The organism is Allochromatium humboldtianum, from assembly GCF_013385175.1.
Taxonomy (GTDB): Bacteria; Pseudomonadota; Gammaproteobacteria; order Chromatiales; family Chromatiaceae; genus Thermochromatium; species Thermochromatium humboldtianum.
This window is the reverse complement of sequence record NZ_JABZEO010000003.1, coordinates 103836-120203: the sequence shown is the minus strand read 5'-3', so window position 1 is coordinate 120203 and position 16368 is coordinate 103836. Positions and strand designations below refer to the sequence as shown.

17 protein-coding genes are annotated in these 16368 nt (G+C 65.7%); 8 read left to right on the top strand and 9 right to left on the bottom strand.

Annotated features, from left to right (window positions below):
• Window positions 1–4 precede the first annotated feature (4 nt).
• From truB to HW932_RS05200, 6 genes are all read left to right on the top strand, one after another.
• The gene (gene truB, locus HW932_RS05225) at window positions 5–922 is read left to right on the top strand and encodes a tRNA pseudouridine(55) synthase TruB (RefSeq protein WP_176975444.1); all 918 of its coding nucleotides are present in this window, start codon (window positions 5–7) and stop codon (window positions 920–922) included.
• Window positions 923–1140: 218 nt separating this feature from the next.
• Window positions 1141–1410 (top strand): 30S ribosomal protein S15, encoded by a 270-nt coding sequence (gene rpsO, locus HW932_RS05220; protein ID WP_176975443.1) that lies wholly within the window; start codon window positions 1141–1143, stop codon window positions 1408–1410.
• A 208-nt stretch (window positions 1411–1618) separates the two neighbouring features.
• Window positions 1619–3718, top strand: a complete 2100-nt coding sequence (pnp, locus tag HW932_RS05215; protein WP_176975442.1) for a polyribonucleotide nucleotidyltransferase — start codon at window positions 1619–1621, stop codon at window positions 3716–3718.
• 177 nt (window positions 3719–3895) lie between these two features.
• A complete protein-coding gene (rnk, locus tag HW932_RS05210) occupies window positions 3896–4309 on the top strand; it encodes a nucleoside diphosphate kinase regulator (RefSeq protein ID WP_176975441.1) in 414 nt (137 codons plus the stop codon).
• Between the two features lie 80 nt (window positions 4310–4389).
• A complete protein-coding gene (locus HW932_RS05205; protein WP_176975440.1) occupies window positions 4390–5865 on the top strand; it encodes a circularly permuted type 2 ATP-grasp protein in 1476 nt (491 codons plus the stop codon).
• 14 nt (window positions 5866–5879) lie between these two features.
• The gene (locus HW932_RS05200; protein ID WP_176975439.1) at window positions 5880–6830 is read left to right on the top strand and encodes an alpha-E domain-containing protein; all 951 of its coding nucleotides are present in this window, start codon (window positions 5880–5882) and stop codon (window positions 6828–6830) included.
• 52 nt (window positions 6831–6882) lie between these two features.
• On the opposite strand, the gene nikR is transcribed toward HW932_RS05200, so the two are convergent.
• Window positions 6883–7305, bottom strand: coding sequence for a nickel-responsive transcriptional regulator NikR (gene nikR, locus HW932_RS05195; RefSeq protein WP_012969743.1), 423 nt, complete (start codon window positions 7303–7305; stop codon window positions 6883–6885).
• 164 nt (window positions 7306–7469) lie between these two features.
• Between nikR and HW932_RS05190 the strand changes: the two genes are divergently transcribed.
• Both HW932_RS05190 and HW932_RS05185 read left to right on the top strand, forming a co-directional pair.
• Window positions 7470–9155 carry an ATP-binding protein gene (locus HW932_RS05190; RefSeq protein WP_176975438.1) on the top strand — a complete coding sequence of 562 codons (1686 nt, stop codon included), beginning with the start codon at window positions 7470–7472 and terminating at the stop codon, window positions 9153–9155.
• An 8-nt stretch (window positions 9156–9163) separates the two neighbouring features.
• Window positions 9164–9649: a hypothetical protein gene (locus HW932_RS05185; RefSeq protein WP_176975437.1), complete on the top strand. Its 486-nt coding sequence runs from the start codon at window positions 9164–9166 to the stop codon at window positions 9647–9649.
• A 21-nt stretch (window positions 9650–9670) separates the two neighbouring features.
• On the opposite strand, the gene HW932_RS05180 is transcribed toward HW932_RS05185, so the two are convergent.
• The 8 genes from HW932_RS05180 to HW932_RS05145 all read right to left on the bottom strand — a co-directional run bounded on the left by HW932_RS05180 (window position 9671) and on the right by HW932_RS05145 (window position 16357).
• The gene (locus HW932_RS05180) at window positions 9671–10429 is read right to left on the bottom strand and encodes an energy-coupling factor ABC transporter ATP-binding protein (RefSeq protein ID WP_176975436.1); all 759 of its coding nucleotides are present in this window, start codon (window positions 10427–10429) and stop codon (window positions 9671–9673) included.
• A 43-nt stretch (window positions 10430–10472) separates the two neighbouring features.
• Window positions 10473–11246 carry a cobalt ECF transporter T component CbiQ gene (cbiQ, locus tag HW932_RS05175; RefSeq protein ID WP_176975435.1) on the bottom strand — a complete coding sequence of 258 codons (774 nt, stop codon included), beginning with the start codon at window positions 11244–11246 and terminating at the stop codon, window positions 10473–10475.
• Complete coding sequence (locus HW932_RS05170) at window positions 11243–11887, bottom strand: hypothetical protein (protein WP_176975434.1); 645 nt, start codon at window positions 11885–11887, stop codon at window positions 11243–11245. Before HW932_RS05170 ends, cbiQ begins: the two co-directional genes overlap by 4 nt.
• Window positions 11880–12500: a cobalt transporter CbiM gene (gene cbiM / locus HW932_RS05165; protein ID WP_176975433.1), complete on the bottom strand. Its 621-nt coding sequence runs from the start codon at window positions 12498–12500 to the stop codon at window positions 11880–11882. The genes HW932_RS05170 and cbiM overlap by 8 nt, the downstream gene beginning before the upstream one ends.
• A gap of 25 nt (window positions 12501–12525) precedes the next feature.
• Entirely contained in the window at window positions 12526–13299 is a 774-nt protein-coding gene (locus tag HW932_RS05160) for a DUF4198 domain-containing protein (protein WP_176975432.1), read from the bottom strand.
• A 78-nt stretch (window positions 13300–13377) separates the two neighbouring features.
• On the bottom strand, window positions 13378–13740 hold the full coding sequence (locus HW932_RS05155; RefSeq protein WP_176975431.1) for a hypothetical protein: 363 nt from the start codon (window positions 13738–13740) through the stop codon (window positions 13378–13380).
• A gap of 123 nt (window positions 13741–13863) precedes the next feature.
• Window positions 13864–15318, bottom strand: a complete 1455-nt coding sequence (locus tag HW932_RS05150) for an SPOR domain-containing protein (RefSeq protein ID WP_176975430.1) — start codon at window positions 15316–15318, stop codon at window positions 13864–13866.
• Window positions 15319–15457: 139 nt separating this feature from the next.
• Window positions 15458–16357 carry a trypsin-like peptidase domain-containing protein gene (locus HW932_RS05145; RefSeq protein ID WP_176975429.1) on the bottom strand — a complete coding sequence of 300 codons (900 nt, stop codon included), beginning with the start codon at window positions 16355–16357 and terminating at the stop codon, window positions 15458–15460.
• Window positions 16358–16368 lie beyond the last annotated feature (11 nt).

The following is a 16368-nucleotide window of genomic DNA, read 5'->3' as shown; positions in this document are numbered from 1 at the left end:
GATCATGGGACGCCGCCGTAATTCGGGACGCCCTGTGACCGGGATCCTGCTGCTGGACAAGCCGCTGGGCCTGTCTTCGAACGAGGCCCTGCAAAGGGTCAAGCGTTATTATCGCGCCGCCAAGGCGGGGCATACCGGGAGTCTGGACCCCTTGGCGACCGGGCTGCTGCCCTGTTGTCTGGGCGACTCGACCAAGTTCTCGGCCTTTTTGCTGGATGCCGACAAGCGGTATCGAGTGCGCGTCAAGCTCGGGGAGACGACCGCGACCGGAGACGCCGAGGGCGAGGTGCTGGAGCGGGCGCCGATCGATGGCGTGACCGAAGCGCGTCTGCGCGAGGTGCTGACTGGTTTCCTTGGTCCTATCGATCAGTTGCCGCCCATGTATTCAGCGGTCAAACATCAGGGTCAGCGACTCTATGAGCTGGCGCGTCAGGGTCTGGAAGTCGAGCGCCAGACGCGCCGCATCGAGATCCATGCGCTCGAACTGCTGTCGATGGAGCTGCCCGAGATCGAACTCGACGTGCATTGTTCCAAAGGCACCTATGTTCGCACCCTGGCCGAAGACATCGGGCGTGCGTTGGGCTGTGGAGCCTATGTGAGCGCGCTGCGTCGCACCGGCGTCGGCCCCTATGCCGAGCCGGATGTGACCTTCGTCACCGGCGAACAGATCGCCGCGCTCGCCGAAGCCGAGGATTTCGCCGCGCTCGACGCCCTGCTGCTGCCGCTCGACAGCGCGCTCGGACACTGTCCGGCGCTGAAGCTCTCGGCCGACACCGCGTTTTATCTCGGGCAGGGACAAGCGGTGCTGGTGCCCCAGGCGCCGACCGAGGGTCTGGTCCGGCTCTATGATCCTTCGGCACATTTCCTGGGCGTCGGCGAGATCCGCGACGACGGAAAGGTTCAGCCGAAGCGGTTGATCTGATGTTCGACCGGCTTCCGGTTTTCAGTTCGTAGGATGGGCAGAGCGAATGCGATGCCCATCTTTACGGCATGGTTCGATGATGGGCGTCGCGATGCTCTGCCCATCCTACGAGCCCAACGTTCGACCTCATGGCCGTCCCTGAAGTCATTGTTGGGGATCCGGCCTTCACAACAGGTCGATATTTTTTTCTTGCTTTCACTTATTTCGAGGATATTCCAATGACAATGACCGCTGCCGACAAGAAGCAGGTCGTCGACGAATACGCGCGCGGCGAGCGCGACACCGGCTCACCCGAGGTGCAGGTTGCGCTGCTGACTGCGCGCATCCAGCAGTTGACCGGCCACTTCAAGGAGCACACCCACGACCATCACTCGCGTCGTGGCCTGGTGCGCATGGTCAATTCGCGGCGTAAACTGCTCGACTATCTCAAGCGCAAGGATCTGGACCGCTATCGCGATCTGATCGCGCGCCTGGGTCTGCGTCGCTGATCGAGCGTCGCGCCCCGGCGAACGGGTGGTCGGCCGCCGGTCGCTCGTTCGTCCGCTCCCGGTGCGTCCAGCGCGACGCACCGGGAGCCGACAACACCCCGCGCTGCCATCTCCGTTCGCACCGGCCCGAGCCGCAGGTTTGGAGTGCACAGGGTCCGTCGCGCCGGCGGCCCAAACAGCCCGAGCCAAACACCCCGAGGATTTATCTGTGATTCCCACCCCCATCGTTAAAGAGTTCCAATTCGGCAATCAGACCGTCAGGCTGGAAACCGGCGAGATCGCGCGCCAGGCCGATGGTGCTGTCCTGGTCAACATGGACGACACCGTGGTCCTCGTGACGGTCGTGGTCGACAAGCGGCCGGGCGCGGAGCGCGACTTCCTGCCCCTGACGGTCGAGTATCAGGAAAAGACCTACGCCGCCGGACGCATCCCCGGCGGCTTTTTTCGGCGCGAGGGCCGTCCGAGCGAGGGCGAGATCCTCACCGCGCGTCTGATCGACCGTCCGATCCGCCCGCTGTTCGCCGAGGGTTTCTGCAACGAGGTGCAGATCATCGCGACCGTCAAGTCGCTGAACCCGGCGGTCAATCCCGAGGTTCCGGCGCTGATCGGCGCGTCCGCCGCGCTTGCGCTCTCGGGTGCGCCCTTCAACGGCCCGATCGCGGCGGCGCGCGTCGGCTACAAGAACGGTGAATACATCCTCAACCCGGCCATGACCGGTCTGAATCCTGATTCGGATCTGGATCTGGTGGTGGCCGGTACCGACAAGGCCGTGCTCATGGTCGAGTCCGAGGCACGCGGTCTGTCCGAAGAGGTCATGCTCGGCGCGGTGCTGTTCGGGCACGAGCAGATGCAGGTGGCGATCGAAGCCATCCGCGAGCTGGCCGCCGAGGTCGGCAAGCCGGCGATGGAGTGGAAGCCCCACGCCACAGATCCGGCATTGACCGAACAGGTGCGCGCGGCCGGTGGCGAGGCGATCGCGGCGGCCTACCGCATCAAGGAGAAGCAGGCACGCTATGCCGCACTCGGTACGGCACGCACGGCCATCGTCGAGCAGCTGTGCGCCGGCGAAGCTCCGGCCTGGACCGAAGCTCAGGTCAAGGCCGCCATCGAGGCGCTGGAGTCGACCACGGTGCGCGAGTCGATCCTGGCCGGCGAGCCGCGCATCGACGGGCGCGACACCAAGACCGTGCGTCCGATCACCATCCGCACCGGCGTGCTGCCGCGCACCCACGGTTCGTCGCTGTTCACGCGCGGCGAGACCCAGGCGATGGTCATCACCACGCTTGGCACCGAGCGCGATTCGCAGATCATCGACGCCCTGGAAGGCGAGCGGCGCGAGCACTTCATGCTGCACTACAACTTCCCGCCCTTCTGCGTCGGCGAGATCGGTCGCGTCGGCAGCCCCAAGCGGCGCGAGATCGGTCACGGCCGTCTGGCCAAGCGCGGCGTGCTGGCGGTGATGCCGAGCATTGAGGAGTTCCCCTATTCGGTGCGCGTGGTCTCCGAGATCACCGAGTCCAACGGCTCCAGCTCGATGGCCAGCGTCTGCGGCACCAGTCTGGCGCTGATGGATGCGGGCGTGCCGATCAAGGCGCCGGTCGCGGGTGTCGCCATGGGTCTGATCAAGGAAGGCGAGCGTTTCGCCGTCCTCACCGACATCATGGGTGACGAAGACCACCTGGGCGACATGGACTTCAAGGTCGCGGGCACCGCTGACGGCATCAATGCGCTCCAGATGGACATCAAGATCGAGGGCATCACCCGCGAGATCATGGAGATCGCGCTGGCGCAGGCCAAAGAAGGACGCCTGCACATCCTCGGCGAGATGAACAAGGTCATCGACTCGCATCGCGTCGAGATGTCCGAACATGCCCCGCGCATCATCGAGATCAAGATCCATCCCGAGAAGATCCGTGACGTCATCGGCAAGGGCGGCTCGGTCATCCGCGCCATCACCGAGGAGACGGGCGCGACCATCGACATCAACGACGATGGCGTGGTCAAGATCTTCTCCGTGGTCAAGGCCGCCGGCGAGGAAGCCAAGCGCCGCATCCGTCTGATCACCGCCGATGTCGAGGTGGGCAAGGTCTACGAGGGCAAGGTCGCGCGTCTGATGGACTTCGGCGCCTTCGTCACCATCCTGCCCGGACGTGATGGCCTGGTGCACATCTCGCAGATCTGCGAGGAGCGTGTGCAGTCGGTCAGCGACAAGCTCAAGGAAGGCGACGTGGTGCGTGTGAAGGTGCTGGAAGTCGACAAGCAGGGCCGTATCCGTCTGAGCATGAAGGCGGTCGAACCGGGCGAATAAGACTGCTCGTACCAGTCCAGCGCGTCGGCCCGTCGGGTCGACGCCAAACGATCCGAACCGCGTATCGAAGTCTTGATGCGCGGTTTGTTTTTGTGTGGGGTATCCTTGTTCCGATCCGTTGTGATGGGAACCGGGCGCGATCCCGCACGCTTCCGAATACTCTGTCGAACAGCGAACATGAGCAGTCAACCCAAGATCATCCTCTCGTCGCTCGATGCCGAGCGGTTGGAAAACCTGATCGCGTCCCTGCCGCGCAATGCCTTTCCGGGCATGGACGAACTGGAGGCCGAGCTGGCGCGCGCCGAGGTCGTCGACCCGCACGCGATGCCGCCGAATGTCGTGACCATGAACTCGACCGTGCGCTTCCGGGTGATGTCCACGAACGAAGCCTTCACCCTGACCCTGGTCTATCCGAAGGACATGGACGCGAGCGGCGGCAAGATCTCGATCCTGGCCCCGGTCGGCAGCGCCCTGCTCGGTCTGTCGCAGGGCGACGAGATCGAATGGCCCAAGCCGGGCGGCGGGGTGCTGCGCGTGCGGATCGAGGAAGTCACCTATCAGCCCGAGCGCGCCGGCGAATACTTCCGCTGACCGGATCGCTCGCTGTGCGGCGGTTCGTTTCTTGCTTGGTGACTTGACGCAACAGGCCATGTCGTGGGAGCCGGGACACCATGCTGAGACAATTCCAAGCCGTTGGCGCCAGTGGGTCGGACGCTCGCGCGGAGGGTCCGGCCACGGCCTATCACGAGTTCTATCGCGACGACTTCCAGCCGCGCGAGCACTATGTCCCGCTGTGGGAGCACATCCAGCGCGCCGGCCAGCGCGGACTGGCGCTCAAGGCACGCGAGGCCCATCTGGCGCTCCACAACGAAGGCGTCACGTTCACCCTGTATTCGGATCAGGAGCCGGGGATCGAACGGGTCTGGCCCTTCGATATCCTGCCGCGTCTGGTGACGGCCGGGGAATGGGCGCCGATCGAGGCCGGTCTCAAGCAGCGTATCCGCGCGCTCGACCGCTTCATCCACGACGTCTATCACGAGCAGTGCATCCTCAAGGATGGCGTGGTGCCGCCCGAGCTCATCTATCGCGGCCGTGATCTCTGTCGCGACATCCTCGATGTCGATCCGCCGGGCGGTGTCTACATCCATATCAGCGGCGTCGATCTGATCCGTGACGAGAGCGGGCGCTATCTGGTACTGGAAGACAATCTGCGCACCCCGTCCGGCGTCTCCTACATGATCGAGAACCGGCTGATCGAGCGCCGTATTCTGCCCGAGTTCTTCCAGCGTTATCGGGTGCGGCCGGTCGAGCACTATCCCGAGCGTCTGCTCCAGCGCCTCAGACGGCTCTCGCCGCGCGGCGCGGAGGACGCCGTAGTGGTGGTCCTGACCCCAGGGATCTTCAACTCGGCCTATTTCGAGCACAGTTTCCTCGCCCGCGAGATGGGCGTGGAGCTGGCCGAGGGACGCGATCTGGTCTGTCGCAACGATCGGGTCTATCTCAAGACTACGCTCGGGCTGCGTCAGGTCGACGTCATCTACCGGCGTCTCGACGACGACTATCTGGACCCGCTGGTCTTCCGCCCCGATTCGCTGCTCGGGGTTCCGGGGATCATCCGGGCCTGGCGGGCCGGCCACGTCGCACTGGTCAATGCCCCCGGCACCGGGATCGCCGACGACAAGGCGGTCTATGCCTATGTGCCCGACATCATCCGCTACTATCTGGGCGAGGAGCCGATCCTGCCGAGCGTGCCGACCTATCAGATGACCGATCCGCAGGACCGCGACTATGTGCTCGACAACCTGGAACGCATGGTGATCAAGGCCGTCTCCGAGTCGGGCGGGCACGAGATGCTGATGGGACCGACCTCGACGGCCGGCCAGCGCGACGACTTCACGCGCCGCATCCAGGCCGATCCGCGCCGCTACATCGCCCAGCCCGTGATCCAGCTCTCGCGCCACATCTGCTATCTGGATGGCGAACTGGAATCGCGTCATCTGGATCTGCGCCCCTTCGTGCTCCACGGCGGTGATGAAATCGAAGTCATCCCCGGCGGTCTGACCCGCGTGGCCCTGACCAAGGGGTCGCTGGTGGTCAATTCCTCGCAGGGCGGGGGCAGCAAGGACACCTGGGTACTGGCCGACTGACGGGAGCCATGCGGATGCTGAGTCGAATCGCCGAATCGCTCTACTGGATGGCCCGCCATCTGGAACGGGCTGACAACACCGCGCGGGTGCTGGACATCAATGTCGTCCACCGGCTGGCGGCCGAGGAGGGACTGACCGAGGAGGGGCAATGGCTGCCGCTGCTGACCATCCTGGGCGCCGACGACCGCTATGCCGAGACCTACCCGGACGGTCGGGTGAGCGTGCCGCGTGTCATCCAGTTGCTGACCCAGGCCGAGGGCAATCCAGGCAGCATCCTCAACTGTCTGCGTCTGGCGCGCGAGAACGCCCGCGCGGCACGCGACCGGATCTCGACGCCGGTGTGGGAGACGATCGACGCCCTCTGTCGCACCGCCGAGGCGCGTCTCAAGGCCACGTTGCCGCCCTGGCAGGCGGCTGAGTTCCATGCCTTCGTCCATCGCGAGGTGGCCACCGTCTATGGCCTGGCACAGGGCACTATGATGCGCGGCGAGGCCCACAGCTTCACCCGCTTCGGCGCCCTGCAGGAACGCGCCGACATGACCGCGCGCATCCTCGACGTGCGCTATCACCTGCTGCTGCCGGACCCCAGTCTGGTGGGTTCACCGCTCGACTATTATCAATGGGGCGTGCTGCTCAAGTCGCTCTCGGGCTTCGATGCCTACCGGCGGCTCTATCAGACCGGGGTGCGTCCGGTCGACGTCATCGACTTCGTGATCCTGAATCCGGACTTTCCGCGTTCACTGGTCTATTGCGTCAGCCGCCTGGAACGCTCGCTGGAACGCATCGGCCAACGGCCCGAGGGCGAGGTGGGTGCTTGTCTGGAACGACTGCGCGCGCATCTCACCGGGGTCGGAGCGGCGGACATCATCGCCCAGGGGCTGCACGAGTATCTGGATGCCTTCCTGACCGCCTTGCTGGATCTGAGCGACGCTCTGACGCGGGATTACTTCAATCACGAGGTGTGATGGGGCAGGGCGTTATGCACGCTCGTGGTGCACGAAGTCGCTGGAAACCGGGTCAATGCTCGACTTTGGACGCGCGCGTCAATTCGGCGAAGCGCACGCCGCGCAGTCCGCCGATCTCCAGACTGAGCCGTTCGATCTCGGCCGGCATCCCGCGGATGATGATGGTCTCCAGACAGTTGTGGTGGTCCAGATGGACATGGGTCGTGGCCACCACATGGACGTACTGACGGTGCTGGATGTCCAGGATCTGCTGGGTCAGCTCGCGCTGATGATGGTCGTAGACGATGGTCAGCACCCCGGCGACCTCGGCGTCGCCGCGCTCCCAGGTCTCCTCGACAATCCGCTCACGGATCAGGTCTCGTACCAGCTCGGAGCGCGAGGCATAGCCCTTGTTCACCAGACGCCGATCGAGTTCGTCGAGCAGTGTCTTGGGAAGCGAAACGGTGAAGCGGATGGTTGATTCGGTGCTCGACATCGGCGGGTCCAGGGCGTTGATCCAGCGCCAAGGATACCAATCCGGACCGCACCCTTGAACCGCCGTGTGTTCCCACGTCAAATCGCGTGCGAGACGTATCCGGGCCAAGCGCGCGATAATCGGCCGGGTCGTACAAGCCCAAGCCACATGGAGTCCAGTCGCCAATGTCCACGCCAGATCCCACGCTCATCGGCCGCGTCATCGACATCCAGGGCGGGCGCCTGATCGCCACGCTCTTTCCGTCCGAAGACGGCTTTGCCTCAGCCAAGACGCTGGAGGACGAGTCGCTCCCGGTCGGTCAGTTGGGGAGTCTGGTGGAGGTCCGGGATCAAGCCGGACACATCCTCGCCGAGATCGCCCGCAGCCACGAAGAGGCGGTTGGCACGCGCACCATCAAGGGCGAGGCCAACGCCGCCCCGCGTCAGGTCACGGTGCGCGAGCGGCGGCTGGAGCTGACCGCGCTCGGCGAGATCAATGGCGGCGGCCGGCTCGAACCCGGCGTGAGTCGCTATCCGGTGGTCGGTGCGAGCGTGCATCTGATTCCCACCTCACGTCTGGCGGTGCTGCTGACGCGCCAGACCCAGGTCGCGCTGGAACTGGGACGGCTGTCGGTGCGCTCGGCGCTCAAGGCCACCCTGGAGCCGACGGCCCTGTTCGGGCGCCATCTGGCCATCCTCGGTCAATCGGGCGCGGGTAAGTCCTGGACGCTCTCCAGTCTGATGCAGCGCGTGGTCAAGACCATGCCGCACTCGCACATCGTGCTGCTCGACCTGCATGGCGAATACGGCTGGAAGCGCCCTGACGGCACGACCGAGGGTATCTTTCCGCCCGGCACGGCGCGCTATCTCGACGCGCGCGAGCTGGAGATCCCCTATTGGCTGCTGACCTATTCGGAGCTGGTCGATCTCTTCATCGACCGCGCAGACGTCAATGCCTCGCTCCAGATCGCCTTTCTGCGCGAGAGCGTCTATGCCCTGCGCAAGCAGTCCAATCAGCACGCCGGCATCGACCGGCTCTCGGTCGACTCGCCGGTCTATTTCCCGATCGATGAGCTCTATCAGCGCTTCAAGAAGGCCAACGAGGAGAAGCTCGAATTCGGCAAGGTCAAGGGACCGCTGTTCGGCGCCTTCGACGACTTCCTGGTGCGCTTCCTCTCGCTCTACAACGACGGGCGCTACGATTTCTTCATGCACCCGCGCAAGAACAAGAGTTCGGCCAGCCTGGAAGGGCTGTTGCGTGACTTCGTCGGGCTGGGCGAGCCCAAGCGTCAGGTGACGGTGATCGATCTCAGTCCGGTCCCGGTCGATCTGCGGCCGGTGATCTCGGCCCAGATCGGCCGGCTGGCCTATGAGTTCAATTACTGGAATCCGCGTCGGCACGAATTTCCGCTGCTGCTGGTGTGCGAGGAGGCGCATCAGTACATCCCGCGCGAGTCCGACACCCGTTTCGTCGGTACGCGCCGGTCGATGGAGCGCATCGCCAAGGAGGGGCGCAAGTACGGTGTCACGCTCTGCATCGTCAGCCAGCGTCCGACCGAGCTGTCGGAGACCGTGCTGGCGCAGTGCGGCAACTATCTCTGTCTGCGCATCTCGAACGCCGATGACCAGGAGTATGTGCGCCGTCTGCTGCCCGAAGGAGCGAAGAATCTGGCCGATCGGCTCGCCTCGCTGCGTCGGGGCGAAGTCCTGGCGGTGGGCGATGCCGCGTTGCTGCCGACGCGCATCCAGGTCGACCGGCCCGATCCGCCGCCGTCGAGCAGTGACGCGCCCTTTTCCCAGAGCTGGATGGAGGGGCCGGAGGATCTGGACGTCAACGACATCATCGATCGCTGGTGGCGGCAGGTGCGGTGAAAGGTGTCATGAGCGACGAAAACGGCCGTCGTCGGATTTGGCTCTGGGTGGGGCTGGGGGCGGTTCTGGGACTCGGCGCGATCCTCGTCATCGTCCATTCCGTCTGGCCGGTGCTGTATCCGTCGGCGTCATACGTCGCGTCATTCGATCCGCGCTGCGATCTGCGGGCCGGACCCTGTGAATCGCGTTTCGGCGGCGGTGGCCGGGTGCGCTTCGGGATCGAGCCGCGAACCCTTCCGGTGGCCGCGCCGCTGCGGCTCGAAGTCGAACTCTCGGGACTGGCGGCCGAAGCGGTCGAGGTCGATTTCGTCGGCGTCGAGATGTACATGGGCTTCAACCGCGTGGCGCTGGAATCGCTCGGCGAGGGTCGCTATGCCGGGCACGGCATGATCCCGGTGTGCACGAGCGAACGCATGACCTGGGAGGCGCGCGTGCTGATCCACACCCCGGATGGATTGCTGGCCGCGCCCTTTCGGTTCGAGAGCGCGCCCTGAGTCGTGCGTCGAGCGCAAGGCTCAGTGCGGATGCCGGTGTTCCAGGCTAGTGTGCGGGCCAGTCAGTTCATCCGCTGAGTGCGGGTGCGGATGGCTGTGTCGATGCGCATGGGCATGGCTGTGCAGAATGGCGTCCACGAGCCGACCCTCGACGAGCCGGACCGCCCGTGTCGCCAGCCGCGCCAGGAATGGCCAGTCGTGCGAGACCAGGATCATGGCTTGTTCCATTCCATCCAGATGGGCGATGAGCCGCTCGGCGGTCGCTTCGTCCAGGCCGTTGGTCGGCTCGTCGAGCAGTAGCACTTCGGGACGCATCGCCAGCACGGTCGCGAGCGCGACCAGTCGCTTCTCGCCCGCCGACAACCGGTAGGTGATGCGCTCGGCGAAGTCGGCGAGTCCCAGATGATCGAGCGTCTCCAGGGCGTCGGCGCGTGCCTGTTCGGGCGAGCGACCCAGGTTCAGGGGACCGAAGGCGACGTCCTCCAGCACCGTCGGGCAGAAGAGCTGATCGTCCGAGTCCTGGAACAGCAGTCCGACTCGTGCTCGTACTTGGTGGAAGTCGCGCTCGCTGGCGCGTTCGCACCCGAAGGCGAGGATCCGGCCCGCACTGGGCCGCTTGAGTCCGACCAGCAGATGCAGGAGCGTCGTCTTGCCCGCGCCGTTGGAGCCGATCAGCGCGACCCGATCGCCGGGGGCGAGCCTGAAGTCCAGTTCGCGCAGGACGGTTCGGTCGTGATAGTCGAAACGGACTCGTTGCAGCTCGATCAGGGGCGTCGTCATGGAAGGCGGATGTCGGTGATGAGGGCGGTTGCGCAAGCGGCCATCATACGCCCGGCAGGCCCAAGCCGTGATCCAGCCAAGCCAGAGCGCCCAGCAGTGTCATCAGACCGAGCGCCGCGAGCGTGTCGCCCGGCTGCCAGTGCGGTGTGTCGAGCCGATACAGCCGTCCCCGAAAGCCACGACAGCGCATGGCGTCCATCAGACGCTCGGCGCGCGCGAGACTGCGCACCAGCAACATCCCCATCAGCCAGCCATAGGCGCGCCAGGTGTGGCGGTCGGTACGCGGCACGAAGGCGCGTGCGCGCATGGCCTGACGCAGCCGGACGAATTCGGCATGGATGAGATGGATCTGGCGGATCGTCATCAGCAGCAGATGCGTCAGCTTGTCCGGCACGCCGAGCCGTCCCAGTGCCTGACCGAGCGCCACGGGTTCGAGCGTGCCGACCAGGGCCATGAGCGCGAGCACCACGGCGTTGGCTTTGAGCAGGATCATCAGGGCCAGATCGCGCCCCGCCGTGCTCGCGCTCAGTGAGCCGAGTTCGAACCAGGACGCACCCGGCGTGGTGAAGGGCAGGGTCAGCACCAGGATGAGCATGAAGCCTTCCAGTGCCAGCAGACGCCGGGCCAGATCGCGCGTCTTCAGTCCGGCGGCGAGTGCCAGACCGAGCGCCAGCCCCAGCGCCGCCGCCGTGCTGCCGGGATGATCGAGCCCGACCGTGATCAGCGCGAAGGCGAGCGCCGCACCGACACGCAGACGCGGATCGCGCGCGACGATCCAACCCGAACCGGCGAGATGGGGGATGGGCGTGGCGGTCACGCGCGCTCGCCCGCGCGACGACAACGCCACCAGAGGGCCAGTCCGGTCAGGCCCAGGATGTAGCCGATCCCGCCCAGGACATCCTGGAAGCGGACACGCTCCTCGAGGGCATTCAATCGCTCGGCCAGCGGGTGTGTCTGACGGGCCAGTGCCTGCTCGATGGCGCCGATCAGCGCCGGGTCGAAGGTTTGGGGGGCGACTGGGTCATGGTCGAGCGGAACCTGTGGTGCGGGGATGTCCGCTGGCGGCTGAGTCCGAGTCGGTGGCAGCCCCGAGTCGTCGCTCGGATCGGCTGCGGGCGGGGTGGTGGGCGGCGAAAACGCGCCTTGCAGTGTCTCGCCCGCGATCGTCCATCGAGCACCATGACCATCGCCCGTGCGCGCGACGAGCCGATGCTCGACCGGCGCGAGTGCGCGATAGGCGAAACTCCCGTCGTCCGCCGGCGTCAGTTCGGCGAGCACGCGGCCCTCGCTGTCCTGGACTTCGACCCTGGCGCCGCCCGCCCCGGCACCGCCGACGAAATAGGCGCGACCCCGAATCCAGTCGCCCTCGGTCTGGGCGAAGACCTTGAGCTTGTGGGCCAGGGCCGGCTGGCTCATCAGCGCCAGGAGCAGGAACCAGACGGGAGATGTTCTAGACATGCGAGCGCGCTCCAGTCGACAGCAGCTCGGGCGCGACTCGTTGCAGGAAACCGACGATGGTGGCCGTGACTAGCCCCTCGACCAGGGCCAGCGGCGGATAGGTCAACAGCAGCACCTGTGCCGCCGGGCGGAAGGGTTCGCCACTCAGGGCCAGGGTCGCGGCCACCAGCCCACCCGTCAACATGACCCCCAGGAAGCCGGCCGCGAAGCCGATCCAGACCCGACGCGCCGGACGCACGCGCCCCAGCGCCGGAGCCAGCACCCAGGCGCAGACGAGCGCCGGCAGCGCCATGTTCAGGGTATTGACGCCCAGCACCAGAGGTCCGCCGAAGCCGAAGAAGGCCGCCTGGAGCGCGAGCGCAACCAGGATCGCCGGCACCGCCGTCCAGCCGAGCAGCAGTCCCATGAACCCATTGAGCAGCAGATGGACGCTGGTCGGCCCGAGCGGGACGCTGATGAGCGAGGAGACGAAGAGCGCCGCCGAGAGCACGGCGGCGCGGGGCAGATGATCATAGTCGAGCCGACGCAGTGCCACGGCCAGCAGACCGACCGATGCCAGTCCGCCGCCGATCAGGACGGGGGCCGTGAGCACACCTTCGGGGATATGAGCCAAGCGTCGATCCGCCGTTCCGGTCAGGTTATTTCATGTCGCGCGCATGGACCCAGATGAGCGCGCCGGTCTCGACCGGAACCTCCTCGCCCTCCGGATTCTTCATCGGCCGCTCGCCCTCCAGCAGCGCGGCGAAGCCCCACCAGCCCGCGCGCGGCATGGCATAGGCGAAGACACCCTGCGCATCAGCCTTGACGACCTGGGTGACGAAGGCATCGGCCGGGGCCGTCACTGAGCCGTCGTTGTGCCACTCGACCTCGACCTCGGCGAAGGGCACGGGCTGGCCGTTGCGCTTGACCACGCCACGAAAGAGATTGCCGGTCCAGAGACCATAGGGACGGGTCAGGGGCGTGATCTCGACCGGGAAACCGACCTCGGCGTCCCAGCCCTCGCCGCCGCCGAAGCCATCGACCACGACCTTGGCGTAATGCACGATCATGACGCCCTCGGCCGGCTCCCAATAGGGGGCGGGTTCGACGAAGAAGACATGATCGCCGGGTTGCCCGATCCGGTAGCGGGCGCTGTAGGCCGGTTGGTCGTCCTGGGTGCGTGTCGTCAGGCTGGCCAGCAGATCCTCGCGCCCAGCCGGCGTCAGCACGCCGAACTGGACCGGCCGCCCCATGGCCATGGCCGGGCCGCGTTCCATCGGATGGGTGAAGGTCAGATCCAGCCGGATCTCGCTCTCACTGGGCTCAGTCACCAGATCCGTGGAGGGGATGAGTTCCTGGAAATGGGCCTGGGCACTCAGGGTGCCCAGGAGCGCAAGCCATGCGAAATGACGGAGCGGACTGGGATTGTGCATGAGTGATCGCTCGGAGACTGTCGATGGAGTATGAACGGATTCTGATTCTTCATACTCTCGACTGTCAAGCCAGGCGCTTCATCCGGCATCCGAGAGCATCGATGAGTGTCCCTGATCCCCTTCGGCCGCGATCCGCTGGCGCAAGTGATCGATCTGATCGCCGAGGTCGCGAAGCAGGCCGATCCGCTCACGCAAATAGTCGATCTCTTCCTGCATCCGCATGAGACGCATACTGCCCTGGGCGCGCTCACGGCGGTTGCGCAGTTCGGCGAGCGCCTCCTTGAGCTCCTTCGAACCCTGATCGTTGCGCGTGAACGACTGTGGAATGATCGCCCTGGAACGATCGAAGGTCGAGTCGGACTTCTTGCCATAGACGCGATCGAGGATGGCATCCAGGTCGCTGTCGAATTGAACGCTGGTCTTCTGGAACTGTTTGGCCATGGGCGCGAGATCCCTGAAGCAGTGAGCCTTGCTCGTTTGAGAGCCAGTATATCCAGAAGTCGGCGCCCAAAACCGAGAGCGGTTCCACGAAATCGCCGTCGACCCGAACCGGCGCCGGTGCGATCAGCTCCCGAGTCGCCTCACCTCGATGAGCTCGGTCTCGGACTTGAGCCGGCGAATCCAGATGTTCAGATTGGCCAGCGCCGGGGGGAGCTGGGCGACGACGGCTTCGGCGGCTTCCCGGGTCTCGTGCAGACTATGGATCAGGACGAACCAGGGACGCCCCTGATAGGTCTCCTGACGATAGTAGTAGACGACCGGCAGCACATGATCCGCCGCGAAGCCTTCGAGTGCCTCCAGTGTGTGGAAGCCGATCAGCTGCACCGTGAAGGGGCGGTCGCCGACCTGGACCGGATGGGTCGCGAGCGAGGACGATCTCAGTGCGTCCACGGCCGTATCGGCCTGGTCGGCTGGGACGTCGGGCGCAATCACGGTCTCCGGCGCTGGTGTCGATTCAGGATCTGTGACTGGACGATCCGGGGCGGACTCGCTGGACTCGGCTTCCGGTTCGGTGGTCGGGGCTGGCTCGGCGTCGTCTGCCGAGATGTCTGGTGCTTCGGGGGTTGGCCCGATCTCGTCGAACGCGAGCGTATCTGGGGTCTGTTCCGACTCGGTCTCGGATTCCGGCGCCGGGGTGCTTTCGGTCTCCGGCTCACTCGGTGGGGGAGCCGGTTCCGGTGGCGCCGGCGCGACTTCGGGTTCCTGCTTAGATTCCAGTTCCGGTTCCGACGCCGATTCGGACTCGGATTCCGTGGATGGCGGCGTCTCGGGACTTGAACTCGGGTCCGGCGCGGATTCGGGACTCGATTCCGGCTCAGGTGCAGGCTCAGAGGCGGATTCCGGTTCGGGCTTCGGCTCTGCTTCCGGTTCCGGTTCCGGACCGGACGTGGGTTCGGGCTGGAGACGCAAGTCCAGATCCAGACCCGGCGGGGCTTCCTCGTCGAGGCGTTCGATGGACCTGGAGATCTCAGCCAGGGCGGCGGACAGCCGGTCGAGTTGGGCGCGGGTCTGCGGATCGGGTTCCTTGCGCGACGAGACGTCGATCTGTTCCAGGGTCTTCTTCAGATCGGTCATCTGCGTCTCGAAGGCTTCCTGCGTGGCATTGAGCTTGAACAGGAAGAAGATCAGCGTACCGGCGACCAGGAGACTGAACAGCAACAACAGCATCGCCATGAGCGAGCCATGGCGCTTCAGACGCTCGTCGAGATCGTCGCGCTGGGTCTGGAGTGTGCGCTGCAGGCGCGTGGCCGCGTGACGCCGGTCGTCGTCGACATCGCCGATGCGCGCGATCAGCGAGACCTCGAGCTTCTGGACGTCCTGACGGTATTGGTTGAGGCTGGCCACGATCCGGGAGATCTGGGTGGCCTGCGCCTTGAGATAGCGCTGGAGCACCTCGCCAGCGTTCGTGGAACGCTCGGCGCCGCCCGAGGCTTGAGCTGGGCTGGTGGCGCCGTCCGTGTCGGTCGTCGCGGCGGTCTGGCTCGATGAATCCGGCTGGGCCGTCTCTGTCTTGTCCATTGGACGCTTCTCGTCGCTATGAATCCTGTCGATGCAAGATGAACCACGGTAGCCCTGAACTCTAGAGCAGTCCGTCAATGAGTGCAAACCAAGCCGCCGGACTGTCTTGCTCCAGATGTCGACACTGGAACGATCGCTGTCAATGCCGGCCGGTGACAGCGCGTAGCGCCGCGCGGGCGCGATTGCTGGGCACCGCGAAGCCGATGCCGACATTGCCGCCGGTCGGTCCGATCAGGGCGGTGTTGATGCCGACGACCTCGCCGGCCAGATTGACGAGCGGACCGCCCGAGTTGCCCGGATTGATCGAGGCATCGGTCTGGATCAGCTTGCCGAGCCGGCTGCCGCCGACACCGCTGCGCCCGACGGCGCTGACGATTCCCAGGGTGGCCGTCTGGCCCAGTCCGAAGGGGTTGCCGATGGCGACCACGAAGTCCCCGACCTCCAGTCGGTCCGAGTCGCCGAGCGGCAGCGGACGCAGGCTGACCGGCGGGATCTCCAGGATGGCCAGATCCGAACCGCTGTCGGCGCCGAGCCGGCGGGCCTCGAAGGTGCGTCTGTCCTTGAGTGTGACCTGGATGCGTGTGGCATCCTTGAGCAGATGGTCGTTGGTCATGACATAGCCGCGCGCGGCATCGACGATGATCCCCGAACCCTGACTGCGGCGCCGTTCGGCGGGGTCGATCTCGGGGACGGGCAGCCCCATGCGGTCGAGGAAGTGGCGGAAGTCGGGGTCGTCGAGGAAGGGGTGTTCCTCGCGCGGGATGCGTGAGTCGACCGTGATGTTGACGACGGCGGGTGTCACCCGGCGCAGCAAGGGCGCGAGCGTGGGATAGCCCTGGGAGCCGGGGATCGGGCCGCCCTTGATCAGGCTGGTCGGATCGAATCGTGCCGAATCCGTGCTCGTCGGTGAGGGACTGGTCACGCAGGCCGTGAGTAGCGAGCCGGCCAGCAGTAGCGTTGCCCAATGGAGCCTACGCCCAATCCGGCTGGTGCTGGCGCTGTCGATGGTCGAAGGCGCATGGCCTGGAGCGGCTGACATGGGCGAATCCG